Genomic DNA, 15,297 nt, shown 5'->3' on the forward strand with positions numbered 1-15,297 from the left:
TCCACAGGGCGCGACCGGCGCCGTTCCGCGTGCGCACGCGAGCGTCAGGGCGCGACCGATGGCGCCCCGCCCGCGCTTGCAGCGCTGGATGTCCACGGTAGGCCCGCGGTCGACGTCATAGCTCGACCGGTGCGCCCCGCCCGCTCTTGCGGACGTCAGGGCCGGTGTCGCCCGGCGGGGATTGCGGGGCTTCAGGGCGCGGAAGGTGTCGCCCGGCGGGGACTGCGGGGCGTCAGGGCGCGGAAGGTGTCGCCCCGGCGGGGATTGCGGGGCGTCAGGTGCTCGTGCGGCTCGGCAGGAGCGCGGCCACGTCGCTCTGGCCGCGTGGGGCCGTCAGGGGAGCTTCAGCAGGGCTTCGGCCAGGATCAGGTCGAGGGGGCGGGTGATCTTCATGGCCAGCTCGGAGCCGGGGACGCAGGTGACCGGGAGGCCGGCCTTTTCGACCAGGCCGGCGTCGTCGGTGAGGGGGTCGGCGGCGGCCGCATGGGCGTCGGCCAGCACGCTGTGGCGGAAGCCCTGCGGGGTCTGGACGCTGCGCAGCACCGAGCGGTCGACCGTGCCCAGCACGGTCTCGTCGGGCGTGACCTCTTTGATGGTGTCGACCACGGGGAGCACGGGGATCACCGCGGGACGGCCCTCGCGTACGGCCGCGGCCACCGACTCGATCACGGCCGGTGGGGTGAGGGCGCGGGCGGCGTCGTGCACGAGCACGATGCCGACTTCGGGTGGCACGACGGCCAGGGCCCGGGCCACCGATTCCTGGCGTTCGGCCCCGCCGGCCACCACGGTGACCGGCGCGACCGATGCCAGCAGTGAACGCACCGCCTCGACCTCGGCCGCCGGAGCGGCCACCACGATGAGACGGACCGACGGAGAGGCCGCCACTCGGCGTACGGCATGCACGAGCAGCGACTCGCCGGCGAGCAGGCGCAGAGCTTTGGGCCCGCCCGGGCCGAGCCGCAGGCCGGCGCCTGCCGCCGGAACCAAGACCGCGACGTCACCGCGGGCATTGAGCTTCGCGGTCACGTCGCGGTCCTGTGCGAACACATTTTTTGTCGCGCCGAGGCTGGGGGTGGATCAGGCCTCGGTGAGGACCTTGTCGAGGAGAACCTCGGCTTCGTCCTTCGTGCTCTTTTCCGCCAGGGCAACCTCACCGACGAGGATGTCGCGAGCCTTCGCGAGCATGCGCTTCTCGCCGGCCGAGAGGCCACGCTCACGCTCACGACGCCAGAGGTCACGAACAACCTCGGCAACCTTGAGGGGGTTACCGGAAGCGAGCTTTTCGAGATTGGCCTTGTAACGCCGCGACCAGTTCGTCGGCTCCTCGGTGTGCGGAGCGCGGAGGACGTCGAAGACCTTGCCCAGGCCTTCCTCGCCAACCACTTCGCGCACGCCGACGATCTCGGCGTTCTCAGCGGGCACCCGCACGGTCAGATCGCCCTGGGCGACACGCAGCACGAGATACTGCTTCGGTTCGCCCTTGATGACCCTTGTTTCGATTGCCTCGATGAGTGCGGCCCCGTGGTGGGGGTAAACAACGGTCTCGCCGACACTGAAAACCATAGGTTCGAAGCCCCTTTCGCTGTGTCTAGGGTAACACGCTCAGGCAGCTATGTCCCGCCCAGCCGGTGACTGTTAGTGCAGCTCAGAGGCCCTGTGATGGGCGTTTCTGCGGCTTGACAGAAGCGCCCGGAGCTGCCTCAGTAACTCACCGTGACGGGTTGGTGACGGCATTACCGATGGAGTCGGATATTTCGCACCTACGGCGTTTGTGAGGTCAAGCTTATCGCTAAGGTCCGGAAGCGCGCACTACTGGCGGTCGGGCCCCCGTGATGCGAGGCTGAGCGCAAGGTCCCCGACCGAAGAACGACTGGGTCGGCTTGGGGGGAGGGTGAGTCATGGCTGGTGCGAGCGACAACGGCGGATGGTCGTCGGATGGCGGTTCGCCCGACGACCTGCCCGACCTGCCTGAGGAGTGGGGCGTGATCGTCATCCCCGACGATCTGTCCGCGCTGTCCGACGAGGTCGACGCCGTTCGGGCCGAGCTCCGCCTGACCGGTCCGACCACCCGCTGGCAACGCCTGATGCGCCGGCCCGCGGCCCGCAAGCTGCGCCGGATCGGCACCGCCGCGATGCGCGCCCCGGTCCTGATCATCTCGCTGGCCGTCCTGGTCACCGTGGCCAGTCTGTTCGCGTCGGCGTGGCCCGGCCCGCCCCGCCAGCCCGCCGTTCAGCGCACGGCCTCGGCCGCGCCCGAGCGGGTCCAGACCCTGCCGGCACTCGAGCTGGTGGCCTCGGACGGCCAGATGGTGCCGTTGCGGGGGCGGCTACCGGCAGTCATCCTGCTGGTCGACGGCTGTGCCTGCACGGCGCTGATTTCCGACACGATCGACGCGGTCGGGCCCGAGATCGCTGTGATCACCGTCTCCACGCTGGCCGCGTCCGCGTCCGCCGTCGGCACGCCGCCGACCGGCGCCACGCCCCAGGCGAATGGCAAGACTGTGCGCATGCTGAACGATCCGGCAGGCAGCCTGCGCACCCATCTGCGCCTCGCCGACCCCGACACGACGGCCGCCGCCGTGCTCGTCGACCGGGGCACCAACATCATCCGCGTCGTCCCGCGCACGCTGTCGACCGACGATTTCCGGTCCGACCTGGCCCGGCTGTAAGCGAACGCCGGCCAAAGCGAGCCCGGCCAAATAGTGAGCGCCGGCCAAAAGCGAGCCCGGCCAAACAGCGAGCACCGGGCAACAGCGGGCTCCGCCGGACAAGAGCCGTGGCGACGGGCGTCAGTCGAAGACGTGTTCGACCTGGTAGCGGAAGACCACCGGGCCGTTGTCGCTGACCACGATGTTCAGGCGCATCACGTCGCCCAGGCCGACTTCGAAGCTGTAGACCGGCCGGTCGCCCGAACACTGCAGGCCGCGGCCGGTGTCCGGCCCTATCTGGCTCAGGCTCACCCGAAGCTGGGACTCGGGACCACCGCGGCAGATCATCGACACCCGGTACTCGCCCGTCTCGACCGACGTCTCGAAGGACTGGTCGGCGCCGCCGCCCAGCACGGAGGTCGACGCGTCGACCTGGTCCTCGGTGTCGGGCAGTTGCTGTTCGACGGCCGTACGCCATTCGTTGATCTGGTCGTTGTCGCGGCCCGGCGGGGCCGACGCGAAGAACCAGGACGCCCCGCCCACGACCAGCACAGCGGCCGCCGCGTAGAGGACGGCGCCCCGCGCCCGCTCACCCGTCACGCTGTGACTGTAGAGGCCTCGAGCAGCGTCCCGTAGAGCGTGAGCCCCGGTCCGAACGCCAGCATCACCACCCGTCGCGGCGGGGCCGGGCGGCTCCGCAGCGCGTCGAGCACCAGCAACACCGTGGGCGACGAGCAGTTCCCGTACGCCGACAGCACGCCCCTCGATGCGGCCAGCGCCTCGTCATCGAGACCGAGTTGTTGCTGAACGACGTCCAGGATCTTGGGGCCGCCGGGGTGGACGGCCCAGCCGTCGATGTCGCCGATGCCCAGCCCGTGCCGGCCGAGCAGGTCGTCGACCAGTTGGCGGACGTGCATCTCGAGCACGGCCGGAACGCGGGGCGACAGGCCCATCCGGAAGCCCAGGTCGGTCACCTCCCATGTCATGTGGTCGGCGGTGGTGGTGTCGGTGACCGCGACGACGTCGCGCAGGGTGTAGCCGGGACCCTCCGGGGTCAGCACGACCGCGGCCGCGGCGTCGGCGAACAGCGCGTGCGAGACGATCTGCTGCAGATCGGTGCGGGTGCTCGCCGGCTGCAGGTGCAGGCTGGTCAGCTCGGCGCAGAGCAGCAGGGCCGGCCGGCCGCGGGCGACCACGAAGTCGGCCGCCGTGCCCAGGCCCGGCAGCGCCGCGTAGCAGCCCATGTGCCCGACGAAGAGGCGCTGGACGGACGGCGACATGCCCAGGTCGCGGGCGAGCAGAATGTCGAGCCCGGGCGTGGCGTAGCCGGTGCAGCAGCAGACCGCGAACAGCCCGAGCTCGTCGGCCCGGACGTCGGCGTCGGTCAGCGCCCGTTCCACTGCCTCTTTGCCCAGCGGCACGGCCTCGACCTGGTAGCGCCGCATGCGCTGCTCGGTCGACCAGTCGGACACGTCCTCGAGCAACGGGCTGACCGCGGCCTGCCGGGTGCGTACGCCGGAGTTCGTGAAAATGCGCCGCGCGAGCGCCCGCTTCTCGGCGGTGTAGTGCTTCGCGAAGAAGCCGTCCCAGAGATCGTCCTGCCCGGCAGGCGGCGGCAGCGCTGTTCCCAGCCCTGCGATGGTTGCGTTGCGATTCACTTGTGCCTCCCCGGCCTGAACCCCGCCGCCCATGCCTCTTACAGCTGTTACCAGCGCGGCGCCGAACCCTCCGAATCCGCGTCCCCGCCGAGGGCGTCTACCCCCAGCCAGTCCGCACACACATCACTGGTCGCCGGTTGTAGTGATCCGGCTCTCGCGTCCCGGTAGAGCCGCTCCAGCGGATGCCCGCGACGCATGGCCGACGTGCCGGCGGCCTCGAGCATCGAGGCCGCCACCTCGGCCGCGGTCGTGCCGGCGAGCAGCTTGGCCCGCCACACCCAGCGGTTGGTCTCGGCCTCGCCGGGCTGCTCGTCGACCCGGCGGGCGGCCTCCAGGACGGCCAGGTGGGCCGCGGCCACGGCGGCGTCGGCCCGGCCGATCCGCGACCGGATGGCCGGCAGATGACCCAGCTTGCGCTCGTTGACGTGCTCGACCGCCGCGTCCACGGCGGCCCGGGCCACCCCGACGTAGACGGCCGCGTAGCTGGCCACCATCCAGTGCGGGGCCAGCTGGGCCACGACCAGAGCCAGGCCCTCGACCCCGCCCAGCAGCGCGCCGGCCGGCACGGTGACGTCGACGTGCAGGTCGTGCGAGCCGGTGGCCCGCATGCCGAGCGCGTCCCAGGTCGGCTCCACCCGCAGGCCCTCGCCCGCGGGCACCAGGAACTGGGAGACCTGGGCCGGGTCGGCGGTGCTGCGGGCGGCGACCAGATAGGCGTCGGCGTGGCCCGCCCCCGAGCAGAACGTCTTGGCGCCCTTGATCCGGTAACCCCCGTCCACGGCCTCGTACGACGTCGTGAGCTGCGACAACCGGGAGCCGGCGCCCCGCTCGCTCATCGCCACGGCGTACCACTTGCCCTCGGCCGCGGCCCGCAGCGCGTCGTCGCGGGCCCGCAGCGCCTCGGGCGGGAGGCCCAGGGCGTCGGCCAGCTCGTCGGTGACGCCGGCCAGGGCGCCGGTCACCGAGGCGTGCATGTTGAAGATCAGCGCGGTCGCGCCGTTGCCCCGGGCCAGCTCGTACGCGGTCGCCGCGTACTCGGCGAAGCCGGCCCCGGCCCCGCCCAGCCGGGCCGGGACCATCAGCCCGAACAGGCCCGCGGCGCGCAGGTCGGCGAAGTCGTCGGCCGGGAAACTGCCGTCGCGGTCGTGGGCGGCGGCGCGGGCCGCGAACCGGGGCGCGAGCCGCCGGGCCTCTGAACTCATCCGGCTTCCTCTGCTGCTTTGCGACCGACGCCCTGGTAGAGCACGGCCGTCGAGCGGGTGGGGACGATGCGGCCCAGCGGGCGGCCGTTGGACTCCGTACGCGGGCCGAGCCAGCGGATCAGCCCGGGGACACTGGGGCGGGCGCCGCGCACCTTCAGGCGTACGCCGTGGGAAGCGCACTCCGCGGTGAGCGTGCGCGGGTCGACGAACAGTGACGGATCGTGCAGGCCGACCGGGGCGAGACCGATCAGCTCGCCCAGCGTGACCGTCACGAAACGACTGAGCGGGTTGTCGTTGACCGTGTCGAGCACGAGCAGTCCGCCCGGCTTGAGCACGCGGCACAGCTCGGCGACAGTGCCCGGCAGATCGGTGACGTGTTCGAGGATCTCGCCCGCCGCCACGACGTCGGCCGAGGCAGTGGCCAGGGGCAACGTCGTCACATCACCGCGTACGGCCGTCATGCCGCGCTGTGCGGCCTGGGTCAGCCCGGACGAGCGCAGGTCGACCCCGACATGGCGGTAGCCCTTGCCCGCGACATGGGGCGCGAGCAGGCCACCGCCGCAGCCCGCGTCGACCAGCACCGCGCCCTCGGAGCGGGCGGGCGGGATCAACCGGGCCCGGGCCGCGGCCAGCCAGTGCAGCAGTTCGAAGTGACCGCCGGGACGCCACCACTCGCCGGCCAGGTCGTCGTACTGACGCGGATCGTTACGCGGCATCGACGGCATGTGATCGAGCGTGGCATGACTACGGCACACCCGCCACACTGCTCGCATGTCCCGTGCGCTGGCAGTGATCAAGTCGTCTCATCCGGAGCCCGGTGGCGCCGTCACGGTGGCGATGACCTTGCTGGCCGTCGGGGTCGGTCATCGGGGCTGGTCCGTCCTGGGTGTCTTCGCGGCGGTGGGGGCGACCCAGCTCGCGGTGGGCTGGGTCAACGACTGGCTCGACGCCGACCGCGACCAGGTCGCCGGGCGTACGGACAAGCCGGTCGCCTCGGGGGCGGTCTCCCGGCGTACGGTCGGGTGGGCCGGCCTGATCGCCGCGCTGGCCATTCCCCTGCTCGGGCTGCCGTTCGGGTTGATGCCGACCGTTCTGATCACGCTGGTCGGCGTGTTCGCGCTGCTCTACGACTGGCCGCTGAAGTCCACCGTGTTGTCCGTGGTGCCTTATGTGGTGGCGTTCGGGCTGCTGCCGGCGTTCGTGGTGGTGTCGCTGCCGGGCCATCCGGCGCCGCCCGTGTGGCTGGTCGCGGCGGGGTCGCTGCTGGGCGCGGGCGCCCACTTCGCGAACGTGCTGCCCGATCTCGCGGATGACGCGGCGACGGGCGTACGGGGCCTGCCGCACCGCCTCGGCGCGACCGGCTCGACCGTGGCCGCCGCACTGCTGTTGCTGGCGGCGACCCTCACCCTGGTGTTCGGGCCGCCCGGGCCGCCGTCGTGGGCGGGCTGGGCCGGCGCCGCGGCCGCCGTCGTGGTCCTTCCCCTCGGGTGGTACGCCACCACGCGTGCGAAGGGACGCGGGGTCGCCATGTTCCGGGCCGTGATCCTGGTCGCCCTCATCGACGTTCTGCTGCTCATCTCCAGTGGCCGGGTGGTGTGATTGGACGGGTCGCCGCACGCGCTCGATCACCGACCTCTAGGCTGAGCCTGTTCGAGGAGTCGAGCTTCAGGTTTGCTTGGAGGATCGTGATGCGCTCGCTGGGAACCCGTCGCGTGGCGCTGGCCGCGGGTACCGCCACGGTCGCCGTGCTGGCGCTGGCCGGCTGCTCGGCCGGCCAGGTGGCCGAGACGGCCCTCCTCCAGGCGCCGATCTCCGGTCTCAACACGCAGAGCCCCGACGGCCGCGTGCAGATCCGCAACCTCCAGGTCGACTACACCGACCCCGAGGGCTACCCGGCCAACGGCGACGCCTCGATCGAGGTGGGGCTGTACAACCACACCACCGAGCCGGTGACCATCCTGATCAGCAGCAAGCCGCTGCAGAACGAGACCGCGGGCGTCGTCTCGGCCCGTCAGATCGGCCTGTCCGGTGGTTCCGCCGCCGCGTCGCCGAGCGCGAACCCCGAGCCCTCGGGCGGCCCCGACGGCGCGTCGGCTCAGCCCGGCCCGCCCGACCAGGCCGGCAGCATCCCCGACCCGTCGGGCGCGCCGAGCGCTTCCGGTGCGCCGGCGTCGGCTCCCGCGGCCGCGACGCTGCAGCCGGCCCGCATCACCCTCCAGGCCCTGAGCAGCACGACGTTCCTGCCGGACGACACGGCGAAGCTCGTCGCGGCCGGTCTGAGCGACGACCTCAAGCCGGGCAACTCGCTCAGCCTGGTCTTCGAGATCAGCGGCTACTCGCAGCCGCTCGAACTTCTCGCCCCGGTCGCCATCCCGCTGTCGCCGGCCTCGCGTGGCCCGGCCGCGGAAGTTGAGGAGCACGAGTAAAGATGTCGTACCGCCCCGCTAGTTTTGCGGGGTGACATCGTCCCGCACGGCCGCCAAGGCCGCCCGCCCCACGTACGTCTGTGACGCCTGCGGCCACCAGCCGCCCAAGTGGCTGGGCCGTTGTCCCGAGTGCGGCGAGTGGGGCTCGGTCATCGAGTCCACGGTGAGCACCCCGCTCGGCGCAGGCCGGGTGGTCAGCTCGCGCCTGCCGTCCGAGCCGGCCCGTCCCATCGCCCAGATCAGCGCCGCGCCGGCCAAGGCCGTGCCGACCAACGTGGGCGAGCTCGACCGGGTTCTCGGCGGCGGCCTGGTCCCCGGCGCGGTGGTGCTGCTGGCCGGCGAGCCCGGCGTGGGCAAGTCCACTCTGCTGCTCGACGTGGCCCAACAGTGGGCGGCCGGCGCGGGCACACCGTCCCTGGTGGTCAGTGGCGAAGAGTCGGTGAGCCAGGTGCGGCTGCGGGCCGAGCGGCTCGGCGCCCTGCACGACCAGCTCTACCTGGCCTCCGAGAGCGATCTGGGCGCCGTGCTGGGCCACCTCGACGCGGTCAAGCCGGGCCTGCTCATCGTCGACTCGGTGCAGACGATCTCCGCTCCCGGCACCGAGGGCGTGTCCGGCGGCGTCACCCAGGTCCGGGCCGTGACCGCGGCGCTGGTCGGCGTGGCCAAGGAACGGGGCATCGCCACCGTCCTGGTGGGCCACGTCACTAAAGACGGTCAGGTCGCCGGTCCGCGCGTGCTGGAACACCTGGTCGACGTGGTGCTCCACTTCGAGGGCGACAAGCACTCGTCGCTGCGCCTGGTGCGCGGGGTCAAGAACCGCTACGGCGCGGCCGACGAGGTGGGCTGCTTCGAGATGAACGAGAGCGGCATCGCCAGCCTGCCCGACCCGTCCGGGCTGTTCCTCACCCGCTACAACGAGCCCGTGCCCGGCACCTGCGTGACAGTGGCCATGGAGGGTCGCCGGGCGCTGGTGACCGAGGTGCAGGCGCTGATCGGGGCCGAGGTGCAGGGCTCGCCGCGGCGTACTGTCTCGGGCCTCGACAGTGCCCGGCTGGCCATGGTGCTCGCGGTGCTCGAAAGGCGGACCAAGCAGCTCAAGCTCTACAACCGCGAGGTCTTCGCGGCCACGGTCGGCGGCATCCGGCTGATCGAGCCGTCGGCCGACCTGGCGATGGCGCTGGCGGTGGCCTCCGGCGGGCTCGACCTGGCCATGGCGCCCCACCTGGTGGCGATCGGCGAGGTCGGGCTGACCGGCGAGATCCGGCGGGTCGGGGCTGTCGGGCGACGGCTGGCCGAGGCGGCCCGGCTCGGCTTCAAGGTGGCGCTCGTGCCGCCCGGCTGCGCCCCCGAGGCGCCCAAGGGCATCGAGGTGATCGAGGTGAGCGATCTGCGGTCGGCGCTGCAGTCCGCGGCCCGCGCGTCGGCCGCCGCCGGCGGTGACCGACGGTGACGTTTCATCACGCTACGGAGCATTCATCGAACCACGCGGCGTCGCCCTGGATGACAGTCCGTAGAATGTCCAGGTGCCGTTCGACCGCGATGGTTCCAAACCCGCCGCCGCCAGCCCGACTCCACGGCCTGGCGTCAACGGCTCGGCGCACCGTCCGGCGGCCACCGGCGCCGGTCCCGGCCTCACGGGCGGCGGGGTGAGCGCCGATCCGTTGCGCGCCAATCTCGCGCTGATGGCGCCGGGCACCGCGCTGCGCGACGGTCTCGAGCGCATCCTGCGCGGGCGCACGGGCGCACTGATCGTGCTCGGCCACGACGCCGTGGTCGAGAGCATCTGCACCGGCGGTTTCCCGCTCGACGTCGAGTTCTCGGCGACCAGGCTGCGGGAGCTGTGCAAGATGGACGGCGCGGTGGTCATGTCGAGCGACGGCACTCGCATCGTGCGGGCCGCGGTCCACCTCATGCCCGACCCGTCGATCCCGTCCGAAGAGTCCGGCACGAGGCACCGTACGGCCGAGCGGGTGGCCAAGCAGTCCGGCTTCCCGGTCATCTCGGTCAGCCAGTCGATGCACATCATCGGCCTCTACGTGAACGGCCAGCGCCACGTCCTCGACGACTCGGCGGCCATCCTGTCCCGGGCCAACCAGGCCCTGGCCACGCTCGAACGCTACAAACTGCGCCTCGACGAGGTCTCGGGCACGCTGTCCGCCCTCGAGATCGAAGACCTGGTCACGGTGCGTGACGCGGTCGCGGTCGTCCAGCGCCTCGAAATGGTCCGCCGCATCGCCGACGAAATCTCCGGCTACGTGGTCGAGCTGGGCACCGACGGCCGCCTGCTGGCCCTGCAGCTCGACGAGCTGATGGCCGGCGTCGACTCCGACCGCACCCTGGTCATCCGCGACTACCTGCCGACCGGGCGCAAGGCTCGCACGCTCGACGAGGCCCTGGTCGAACTCGACCTGCTGACCGCCACCGAGATGATCGACCTGGTCGCCGTGGCCAAGGCGATCGGCTACCCCGGCGCCAGCGACTCGCTGGACGCGGCGGTCTCCCCCCGCGGTTTCCGCCTGCTGGCCAAGGTGCCGCGCCTGCCCACCCAGATCGTCGACCGGTTGGTCGACCACTTCGGCAGCCTGCAACGCCTGCTCGGCGCCACGGTCGAAGACCTACAGGCCGTCGACGGCGTGGGCGACGCTCGGGCCCGGGGCGTACGCGAGGGATTGTCCCGCCTGGCCGAGGCCTCCATCCTCGAACGCTACGTCTGACCGCCGCGTCTTGAGCCGCGACCGGCTCGCGTTACCCCAGCCCGTCCTCGGGCGACGGATCGCGTGCCGCGAAACCGCTCCGATTCTCGTTGCGCGTGTGCGCCCGGGGCGGCCATCGTGTGCACAGTGAACGTGATTGGCCGGGGCGGCCCCATCGCAGTTCTCTTTGGGGCCGGTCGACAGATCGCGGGTTCACCTCGGCTTGGCCGACCGGATGGCCTTTCGTGAGTCGGTTTCGGCCCAGTTGGCCGCGGCCGGCATCGGTGGTTCTGATCGCGGCGGTGCTGGTCTTCGCCTACGGCACGGTCGTGCACGTGGTGCAGTTGGTGGTCGGTGGGCTCGACCCTTATCCCGCGATGCCGACGTGGTTGTCGGTCTATTTCGTGTCGCTCACGGTGCTGGATGCGGCGGCGGTCGTTCTGCTGCTGCGCCGTCCGGCGGCGGGCCTGGTGCTGGGTGCGTTCATCCTGGTCACCGACGCGCTGGCCAACGGGTATGCGAACTACGTGGTCGACCAGGCCGGTGGTGTGACACCCGGCCGCGTCGGGCAGGCCGTGATCAGCGTCCTGGCGCTGGCCCTCGTGACGGCGCTCCCGAGAACGCTCCGCGCTCTCGCCGCCGCCGCCTGACCACACGCCTTCACCGGACGCAGCAGTGACGGTGTGATCGTTCCCGGCCAGGCTGGGTCAAGTTGGTGGCCGTGGTACGGCAGGGACGGCGGGATCGGTCACGGCATTGCTGGGTCAAGTTGGTGGCCGCGGGACGGCAGGTCACGGCAAGGCTGGGTCGAGTTGGTGGCCGCGGGGCGGCGAGGGCGGTGGGATTTCGGTCGCGTATTGGGTGGGGCGGGAACACAGTGGTGGAGTGTTGTTGTCGGTTGCGGGGTCCAGTTGTTCAGGGAAGACAACTGCTGCTCGGGGGTGTGCCTCGGTGGCGGGGCTCGTGGTGCACGACTTCGATGAGGTCGGGGTGCCGTCGGGGGCCGATAAGGGGTGGCGCCAGCGCAGCTTGGAGCAGTGGGTGCGGCGGGCGGTCGAATATCAGCGGGACGGGTTCGACATGCTGTTGCTGGGGCAGTCGCCGCTCGGGGAGGTGCTGGCCAGTCCGTCAGCGGTCGAACTCGACGGGATCGCCACGTGTGTGCTCGACGTGGCCGACGACGAGCGGCGGCGGCGATTGGAGCAGCGGGATGCCGGCAAGTGGTCTGATCAGGCGAGGGATGCCTTTGTCGGGTGGGCTCGCTGGCACCGTGGACACGCCGTCGATCCGCGCCACATGCCGGCTGTGATCACTGAGGGGTCCTGGGCCGGTATGCGCTGGGAGCGGTGGTCCGACTGGCGGGCCGGCGATCAGCGGTGGACGGTGCCGATTCTGGACACCAGCGACATCCGCGTCGAGCAGGCGTCCGCGGCTCTTCTGCGGTGGGTCACCGAAGCCCGCACGGCTCGTCCCGCGAACCCGGTGAGAGCCTGATTCAACGGCGCCGGCTCCCCGGATGGGTCCGTGGCTCGGTCTTTTGGTCGATCACCCGGGGGCGGATTCCGACCGGGGTGCGATGTGGGGGCGCCGGGGGCTTTTTAAGATCGGCTCTTATGGTGAGCAGCCGGAACGTCCTCGTGGTGGCACCCTTGGTGGGGCTGCTGCTGGGGTTTCTCGACTTCGTCTGGATCAAGTATCTGCCGTGGCCGTTCGCCGATCTGGGGAACTCGATGGCCGTCTGGGCGGTGGCGGCGTTCCTGCTCACGTGGCGTGTCCGGTGGTCGATGCCCGTCAGCATCGTCGGGGCGATCGTCTGTCTGGTGGTGGCCGTCCCCAGCTATTACCTGGCGGCTGCGCTGATCCAGAACGACGACTGGTCGAACCTCTACAACAACACCGCGATCTTGTGGATGGGCTTCGGTGTCGTCGCTGGGATCGTCTTCGGTGCGGCCGGGGTGATCGCCCGCGCGCCGGGGCGCCTGCAGACGGTGGCGGTGGGCATGCCGGCGGCCGTCCTGTTCGCGGAGGCGATGATCGACGTGTCGCGGATCGGTGATCCCTCGTACGACACCGGCGACCAGCTCGGGGTCATCTCCGTCGACGTCGTCCTGGGGGTGTTGATCACCCTCTGGGTCGGCCGTTCGTGGCGTCAGCGCGCTCTGGGGCTGCTCTGCGCCCTCCCATTGACGGCGATCGGCTTCGCCCTGCTCTCCGTCACCGGCTTCCGCTGACCGAGGCCACTACGCGGTCAGGGGCTCGTTGATGCCGTTGGCGTGGTCGGTGATCGCGGCGGCGGTGACCGTCGCGCGTAGGGGCAGCATTTCGAGGCAGCGAAGGATCGCGTGGCCCATCTGCGGGTTCGGGACGCGCATCGACACTGTGCAATGCGGCACCCAGCGACCCGGCTGATACAGGTCCCACACCTCGACGCCGGCTGCGGCCAGGCGTTCGTGCACCTCGCGGTGGTGGTCGAGCAGCGCCAAGGTCGGTGTGACGCCCAACCAGAGCACCCGGCCGACGAACTGCCCCACGAAGTCCAGGTCGAGGGTCAGACCCCGGCCGACCGGCAGTCCTTCCAACGCCTCAGCCACCGCCGACGGCGACAAGGTGCGGGCGGCGGCCAGCGACACGTGCGGGCGATGCTTCTCTTGCAGCAGCGACGCCAGCGTCGGGATGCCCTCGTCCTCGAGGGCCCGCCACAGCGTGCGGACCCTTCGGGTGGCGTCGACGTCCAGGTAGAGCTCGAGCGCAGCGACCACTTACTGCGTGATGGTCAGCGCGACCGGCTTGCTGACCAGGGTGCCGAGGCGGGCGCGCAGTTCGAACTGGCCGGGCGGCGGGTTGGGGCCGGCCGGGGAGCCGCCGGTGCAGGTACTCGACTGGCGGCCGTTCCAGGTGACCTTGTACGTGAGCTCCTGACCGGCCGGCAGCTGGCGGACCTCGCCACCCTTGGCGGTGCTGCACGTGTCGGAGGACCAGTACTTGTGGGCGCCCTGGTCGATGTAGAGCTCTTGCGGGTCGGCGCCGACGTCGCGGGCGCACGTGCGCTGGCCGATGTTCTTGACCTTGAGCTCTATCTGGACCGGCGCGCCGCGCTTGAGGTTCGTGGAGGCCGGAACCGGGGTCACCGTGAGTTCGCCGTCGGCGCAGGACCCGTCGGCCGGGATGTTGACATTGTTGTTCTGGCCGGTGCCGTTGCCGGGGTTGGTGCCGGGATCGGTCCCCGTGCCGCCGGTGGGGGGCAGCGTCGGCTCCGAGCCGCCGTCGTTTCCAGGCGACTGGGTCTGCAGGTCGCCGGGGGCGGGCAGCGAGGGGCCGCTGTTGCCGGGCTGACCGTCCAGGAACGACGGTTCCGGCGATTCCGGACCGGAGCTGGGCAGCTGGGTCGAGGCCGAGGTCGGACTCTGGCCCTTCTTGGAGTCGTCGTCGCCACCGGTGCACGAAACGAACAGCACGATGATGCCGAGCAGCACAGCACCCAGCACGACCGCACGACGCCGCCAGTAGACGGCGGATGGAAGGGGACCAACCGTCGCTTTCATGATGCGCAACACCGTAAACCCGCGCGCCCGCGAGAGCCGTCGCGACGCGCCGGGGCAGATGCGACAACGGCTCGCAAAAAAGCCTAGAGGTAGACCTTGCGCTGGTAGATCGCGTGCGCGCCGGCGACACGATCGAGGAACAACTTTCCGGCGCAGTGATCGATCTCGTGCTGCAGGGCCCGCGCCTCGAAGGCGTCGGTGGTGATTTCGACCGCTTCGCCGCTACCGGGCAGCATCGCCGACACCACGATCCGGCCCGCCCGTTTCACGTCGCCGGTGAGGTCGGGGACGGACATGCAACCCTCTCGCCCGGCCTTCCAGCGGCTGGCCTCAATGATCTTGGCGTTGCAGAGGACGAACGCGCCGTGGACGGTGGCCGCCTTGGGGTGGCCGGTGACGTCTACGGCGAAGATCTGGGCGCCGACGCCGACCTGGGGCGCGGCCAGGCCGACGCAGCCCGGCGAGACCTTCATGGTGGCGACCAGGTCGGCCGCGAGCTGCACGATCGCGGGGTCGGCCGGGTCGACCTCGTCGCCGACCGTACTCAGAACTGTCGCCGGGGCGGTGACGACCGGGAGGACGTTGCCCGCCGGACCGTCCCACGCCACGGGCGCGGTCACAGGATCTCCGACTCGGCGCGGCGCAGGGTCACCTCGACACCGAGCTCGGCCGCGGCCACCGCGAGCTGCTCGGCCAGCTCGTCGGCCGAGCCGGACGGCAGGTCGACCTCGGCGATGATGACGTACAGGGTGCCCGTGAGCCTGGTGCTCAGATCGGTGATGTTTCCGCCGGCGGCGGCGACCACCCGGGTCACCGCCGACACGATGCCGAGCCGGTCGGCGCCGTGCACACTCACCACATACGGGTCGCCGTCATCCGATTTGTCGGACTCGGGAGCGACCGACCGCACCGAGGTGACGACGTCGCCGAGCGTGGAGAGGGCGTCGGTCGCCTCGTCGACGGTCGGACCCGTGCAGATCAGGGTCATCGTGAAGTGGCCGCGGAGCCGGGTCATGGTCGAGTCGGTCAGGTTGGCCCCGACGCCGGCCAGCGCCTCGGCCACGTCGGCGACGATGCCGGTCCGGTCGGGACCGATGACGGTGATGGCGAGCTCATGCACCTGCTTAC

The 15,297-nt window shown here is 71.3% G+C and carries 18 protein-coding genes; 8 read left to right on the top strand and 10 right to left on the bottom strand.

Annotated elements, in window-relative coordinates; genetic code table 11:
- Positions 1 to 333: 333 nt before the first annotated feature.
- Positions 334 to 1,026: a 2-C-methyl-D-erythritol 4-phosphate cytidylyltransferase gene (gene ispD / locus M1L60_RS27965; RefSeq protein WP_253240514.1), complete on the bottom strand. Its 693-nt coding sequence runs from the start codon at positions 1,024 to 1,026 to the stop codon at positions 334 to 336.
- 51 nt (positions 1,027 to 1,077) lie between these two features.
- Entirely contained in the window at positions 1,078 to 1,563 is a 486-nt protein-coding gene (locus M1L60_RS27970) for a CarD family transcriptional regulator (RefSeq protein WP_026206027.1), read from the bottom strand.
- 335 nt (positions 1,564 to 1,898) lie between these two features.
- Here M1L60_RS27970 and M1L60_RS27975 point away from each other — a divergent pair, with 335 nt between their 5' ends.
- Positions 1,899 to 2,669 carry a hypothetical protein gene (locus tag M1L60_RS27975; RefSeq protein WP_253240515.1) on the top strand — a complete coding sequence of 257 codons (771 nt, stop codon included), beginning with the start codon at positions 1,899 to 1,901 and terminating at the stop codon, positions 2,667 to 2,669.
- Between the two features lie 120 nt (positions 2,670 to 2,789).
- Here M1L60_RS27975 and M1L60_RS27980 read toward each other — a convergent pair whose 3' ends face one another.
- From M1L60_RS27980 to M1L60_RS27995, 4 genes are read right to left on the bottom strand one after another with little or no spacing between them, the layout of a single operon-like run.
- On the bottom strand, positions 2,790 to 3,248 hold the full coding sequence (locus M1L60_RS27980) for a DUF6023 family protein (protein ID WP_253240516.1): 459 nt from the start codon (positions 3,246 to 3,248) through the stop codon (positions 2,790 to 2,792).
- Positions 3,245 to 4,306, bottom strand: coding sequence for a type III polyketide synthase (locus M1L60_RS27985; protein WP_253240517.1), 1,062 nt, complete (start codon positions 4,304 to 4,306; stop codon positions 3,245 to 3,247). The genes M1L60_RS27980 and M1L60_RS27985 overlap by 4 nt, the downstream gene beginning before the upstream one ends.
- A 47-nt stretch (positions 4,307 to 4,353) precedes the next feature.
- The gene (locus M1L60_RS27990; RefSeq protein WP_253240518.1) at positions 4,354 to 5,508 is read right to left on the bottom strand and encodes an acyl-CoA dehydrogenase family protein; all 1,155 of its coding nucleotides are present in this window, start codon (positions 5,506 to 5,508) and stop codon (positions 4,354 to 4,356) included.
- Positions 5,505 to 6,233, bottom strand: coding sequence for a methyltransferase domain-containing protein (locus M1L60_RS27995; protein ID WP_253240519.1), 729 nt, complete (start codon positions 6,231 to 6,233; stop codon positions 5,505 to 5,507). The genes M1L60_RS27990 and M1L60_RS27995 overlap by 4 nt, the downstream gene beginning before the upstream one ends.
- Positions 6,234 to 6,279: 46 nt before the next feature.
- On the opposite strand from M1L60_RS27995, the gene M1L60_RS28000 reads away from it, so the two are divergent.
- From M1L60_RS28000 to M1L60_RS28030, 7 genes are all read left to right on the top strand, one after another.
- Positions 6,280 to 7,107, top strand: coding sequence for a UbiA family prenyltransferase (locus tag M1L60_RS28000; RefSeq protein ID WP_253240520.1), 828 nt, complete (start codon positions 6,280 to 6,282; stop codon positions 7,105 to 7,107).
- 89 nt (positions 7,108 to 7,196) lie between these two features.
- Positions 7,197 to 7,934, top strand: a complete 738-nt coding sequence (locus tag M1L60_RS28005) for a hypothetical protein (RefSeq protein WP_253240521.1) — start codon at positions 7,197 to 7,199, stop codon at positions 7,932 to 7,934.
- A gap of 31 nt (positions 7,935 to 7,965) precedes the next feature.
- Positions 7,966 to 9,384, top strand: a complete 1,419-nt coding sequence (gene radA, locus M1L60_RS28010) for a DNA repair protein RadA (RefSeq protein WP_253240522.1) — start codon at positions 7,966 to 7,968, stop codon at positions 9,382 to 9,384.
- Between the two features lie 73 nt (positions 9,385 to 9,457).
- Positions 9,458 to 10,648, top strand: a complete 1,191-nt coding sequence (gene disA / locus M1L60_RS28015) for a DNA integrity scanning diadenylate cyclase DisA (protein ID WP_253240523.1) — start codon at positions 9,458 to 9,460, stop codon at positions 10,646 to 10,648.
- Between the two features lie 263 nt (positions 10,649 to 10,911).
- Positions 10,912 to 11,277 (top strand): hypothetical protein, encoded by a 366-nt coding sequence (locus tag M1L60_RS28020; RefSeq protein ID WP_253240524.1) that lies wholly within the window; start codon positions 10,912 to 10,914, stop codon positions 11,275 to 11,277.
- Positions 11,278 to 11,578: 301 nt separating this feature from the next.
- The gene (locus tag M1L60_RS28025) at positions 11,579 to 12,121 is read left to right on the top strand and encodes a hypothetical protein (RefSeq protein WP_253240525.1); all 543 of its coding nucleotides are present in this window, start codon (positions 11,579 to 11,581) and stop codon (positions 12,119 to 12,121) included.
- 146 nt (positions 12,122 to 12,267) lie between these two features.
- Entirely contained in the window at positions 12,268 to 12,858 is a 591-nt protein-coding gene (locus M1L60_RS28030; RefSeq protein ID WP_253240526.1) for a DUF6518 family protein, read from the top strand.
- 9 nt (positions 12,859 to 12,867) lie between these two features.
- On the opposite strand, the gene M1L60_RS28035 is transcribed toward M1L60_RS28030, so the two are convergent.
- The 4 genes from M1L60_RS28035 to M1L60_RS28050 all read right to left on the bottom strand — a co-directional run bounded on the left by M1L60_RS28035 (position 12,868) and on the right by M1L60_RS28050 (position 15,289).
- Positions 12,868 to 13,386, bottom strand: a complete 519-nt coding sequence (locus tag M1L60_RS28035) for a 2'-5' RNA ligase family protein (protein WP_253240527.1) — start codon at positions 13,384 to 13,386, stop codon at positions 12,868 to 12,870.
- Positions 13,387 to 14,169, bottom strand: a complete 783-nt coding sequence (locus M1L60_RS28040) for an adhesin (RefSeq protein WP_253240528.1) — start codon at positions 14,167 to 14,169, stop codon at positions 13,387 to 13,389.
- Between the two features lie 83 nt (positions 14,170 to 14,252).
- Complete coding sequence (gene def / locus M1L60_RS28045; protein ID WP_253240529.1) at positions 14,253 to 14,789, bottom strand: peptide deformylase; 537 nt, start codon at positions 14,787 to 14,789, stop codon at positions 14,253 to 14,255.
- The gene (locus M1L60_RS28050; protein ID WP_253240530.1) at positions 14,786 to 15,289 is read right to left on the bottom strand and encodes a glycine cleavage system transcriptional repressor; all 504 of its coding nucleotides are present in this window, start codon (positions 15,287 to 15,289) and stop codon (positions 14,786 to 14,788) included. Before M1L60_RS28050 ends, def begins: the two co-directional genes overlap by 4 nt.
- Positions 15,290 to 15,297 lie beyond the last annotated feature (8 nt).

The sequence above is a fragment of the Paractinoplanes aksuensis genome, from assembly GCF_024137025.1.
In the GTDB taxonomy this organism is placed as follows: domain Bacteria; phylum Actinomycetota; class Actinomycetes; order Mycobacteriales; family Micromonosporaceae; genus Actinoplanes; species Actinoplanes aksuensis.

Bases quoted from the DNA above. Each gene is read 5' to 3' on its own strand.
- M1L60_RS27970 (WP_026206027.1), bottom strand. From the start codon at position 1,563: ATGGTTTTCAGTGTCGGCGAGACCGTTGTTTACCCCCACCACGGGGCC.
- M1L60_RS28000 (WP_253240520.1), top strand. From the start codon at position 6,280: ATGTCCCGTGCGCTGGCAGTGATCAAGTCGTCTCATCCGGAGCCCGGT.
- M1L60_RS27990 (WP_253240518.1), bottom strand. From the start codon at position 5,508: ATGAGTTCAGAGGCCCGGCGGCTCGCGCCCCGGTTCGCGGCCCGCGCC.
- M1L60_RS27975 (WP_253240515.1), top strand. From the start codon at position 1,899: ATGGCTGGTGCGAGCGACAACGGCGGATGGTCGTCGGATGGCGGTTCG.
- M1L60_RS28005 (WP_253240521.1), top strand. From the start codon at position 7,197: ATGCGCTCGCTGGGAACCCGTCGCGTGGCGCTGGCCGCGGGTACCGCC.
- M1L60_RS27995 (WP_253240519.1), bottom strand. From the start codon at position 6,233: ATGCCGTCGATGCCGCGTAACGATCCGCGTCAGTACGACGACCTGGCC.
- M1L60_RS28040 (WP_253240528.1), bottom strand. From the start codon at position 14,169: ATGAAAGCGACGGTTGGTCCCCTTCCATCCGCCGTCTACTGGCGGCGT.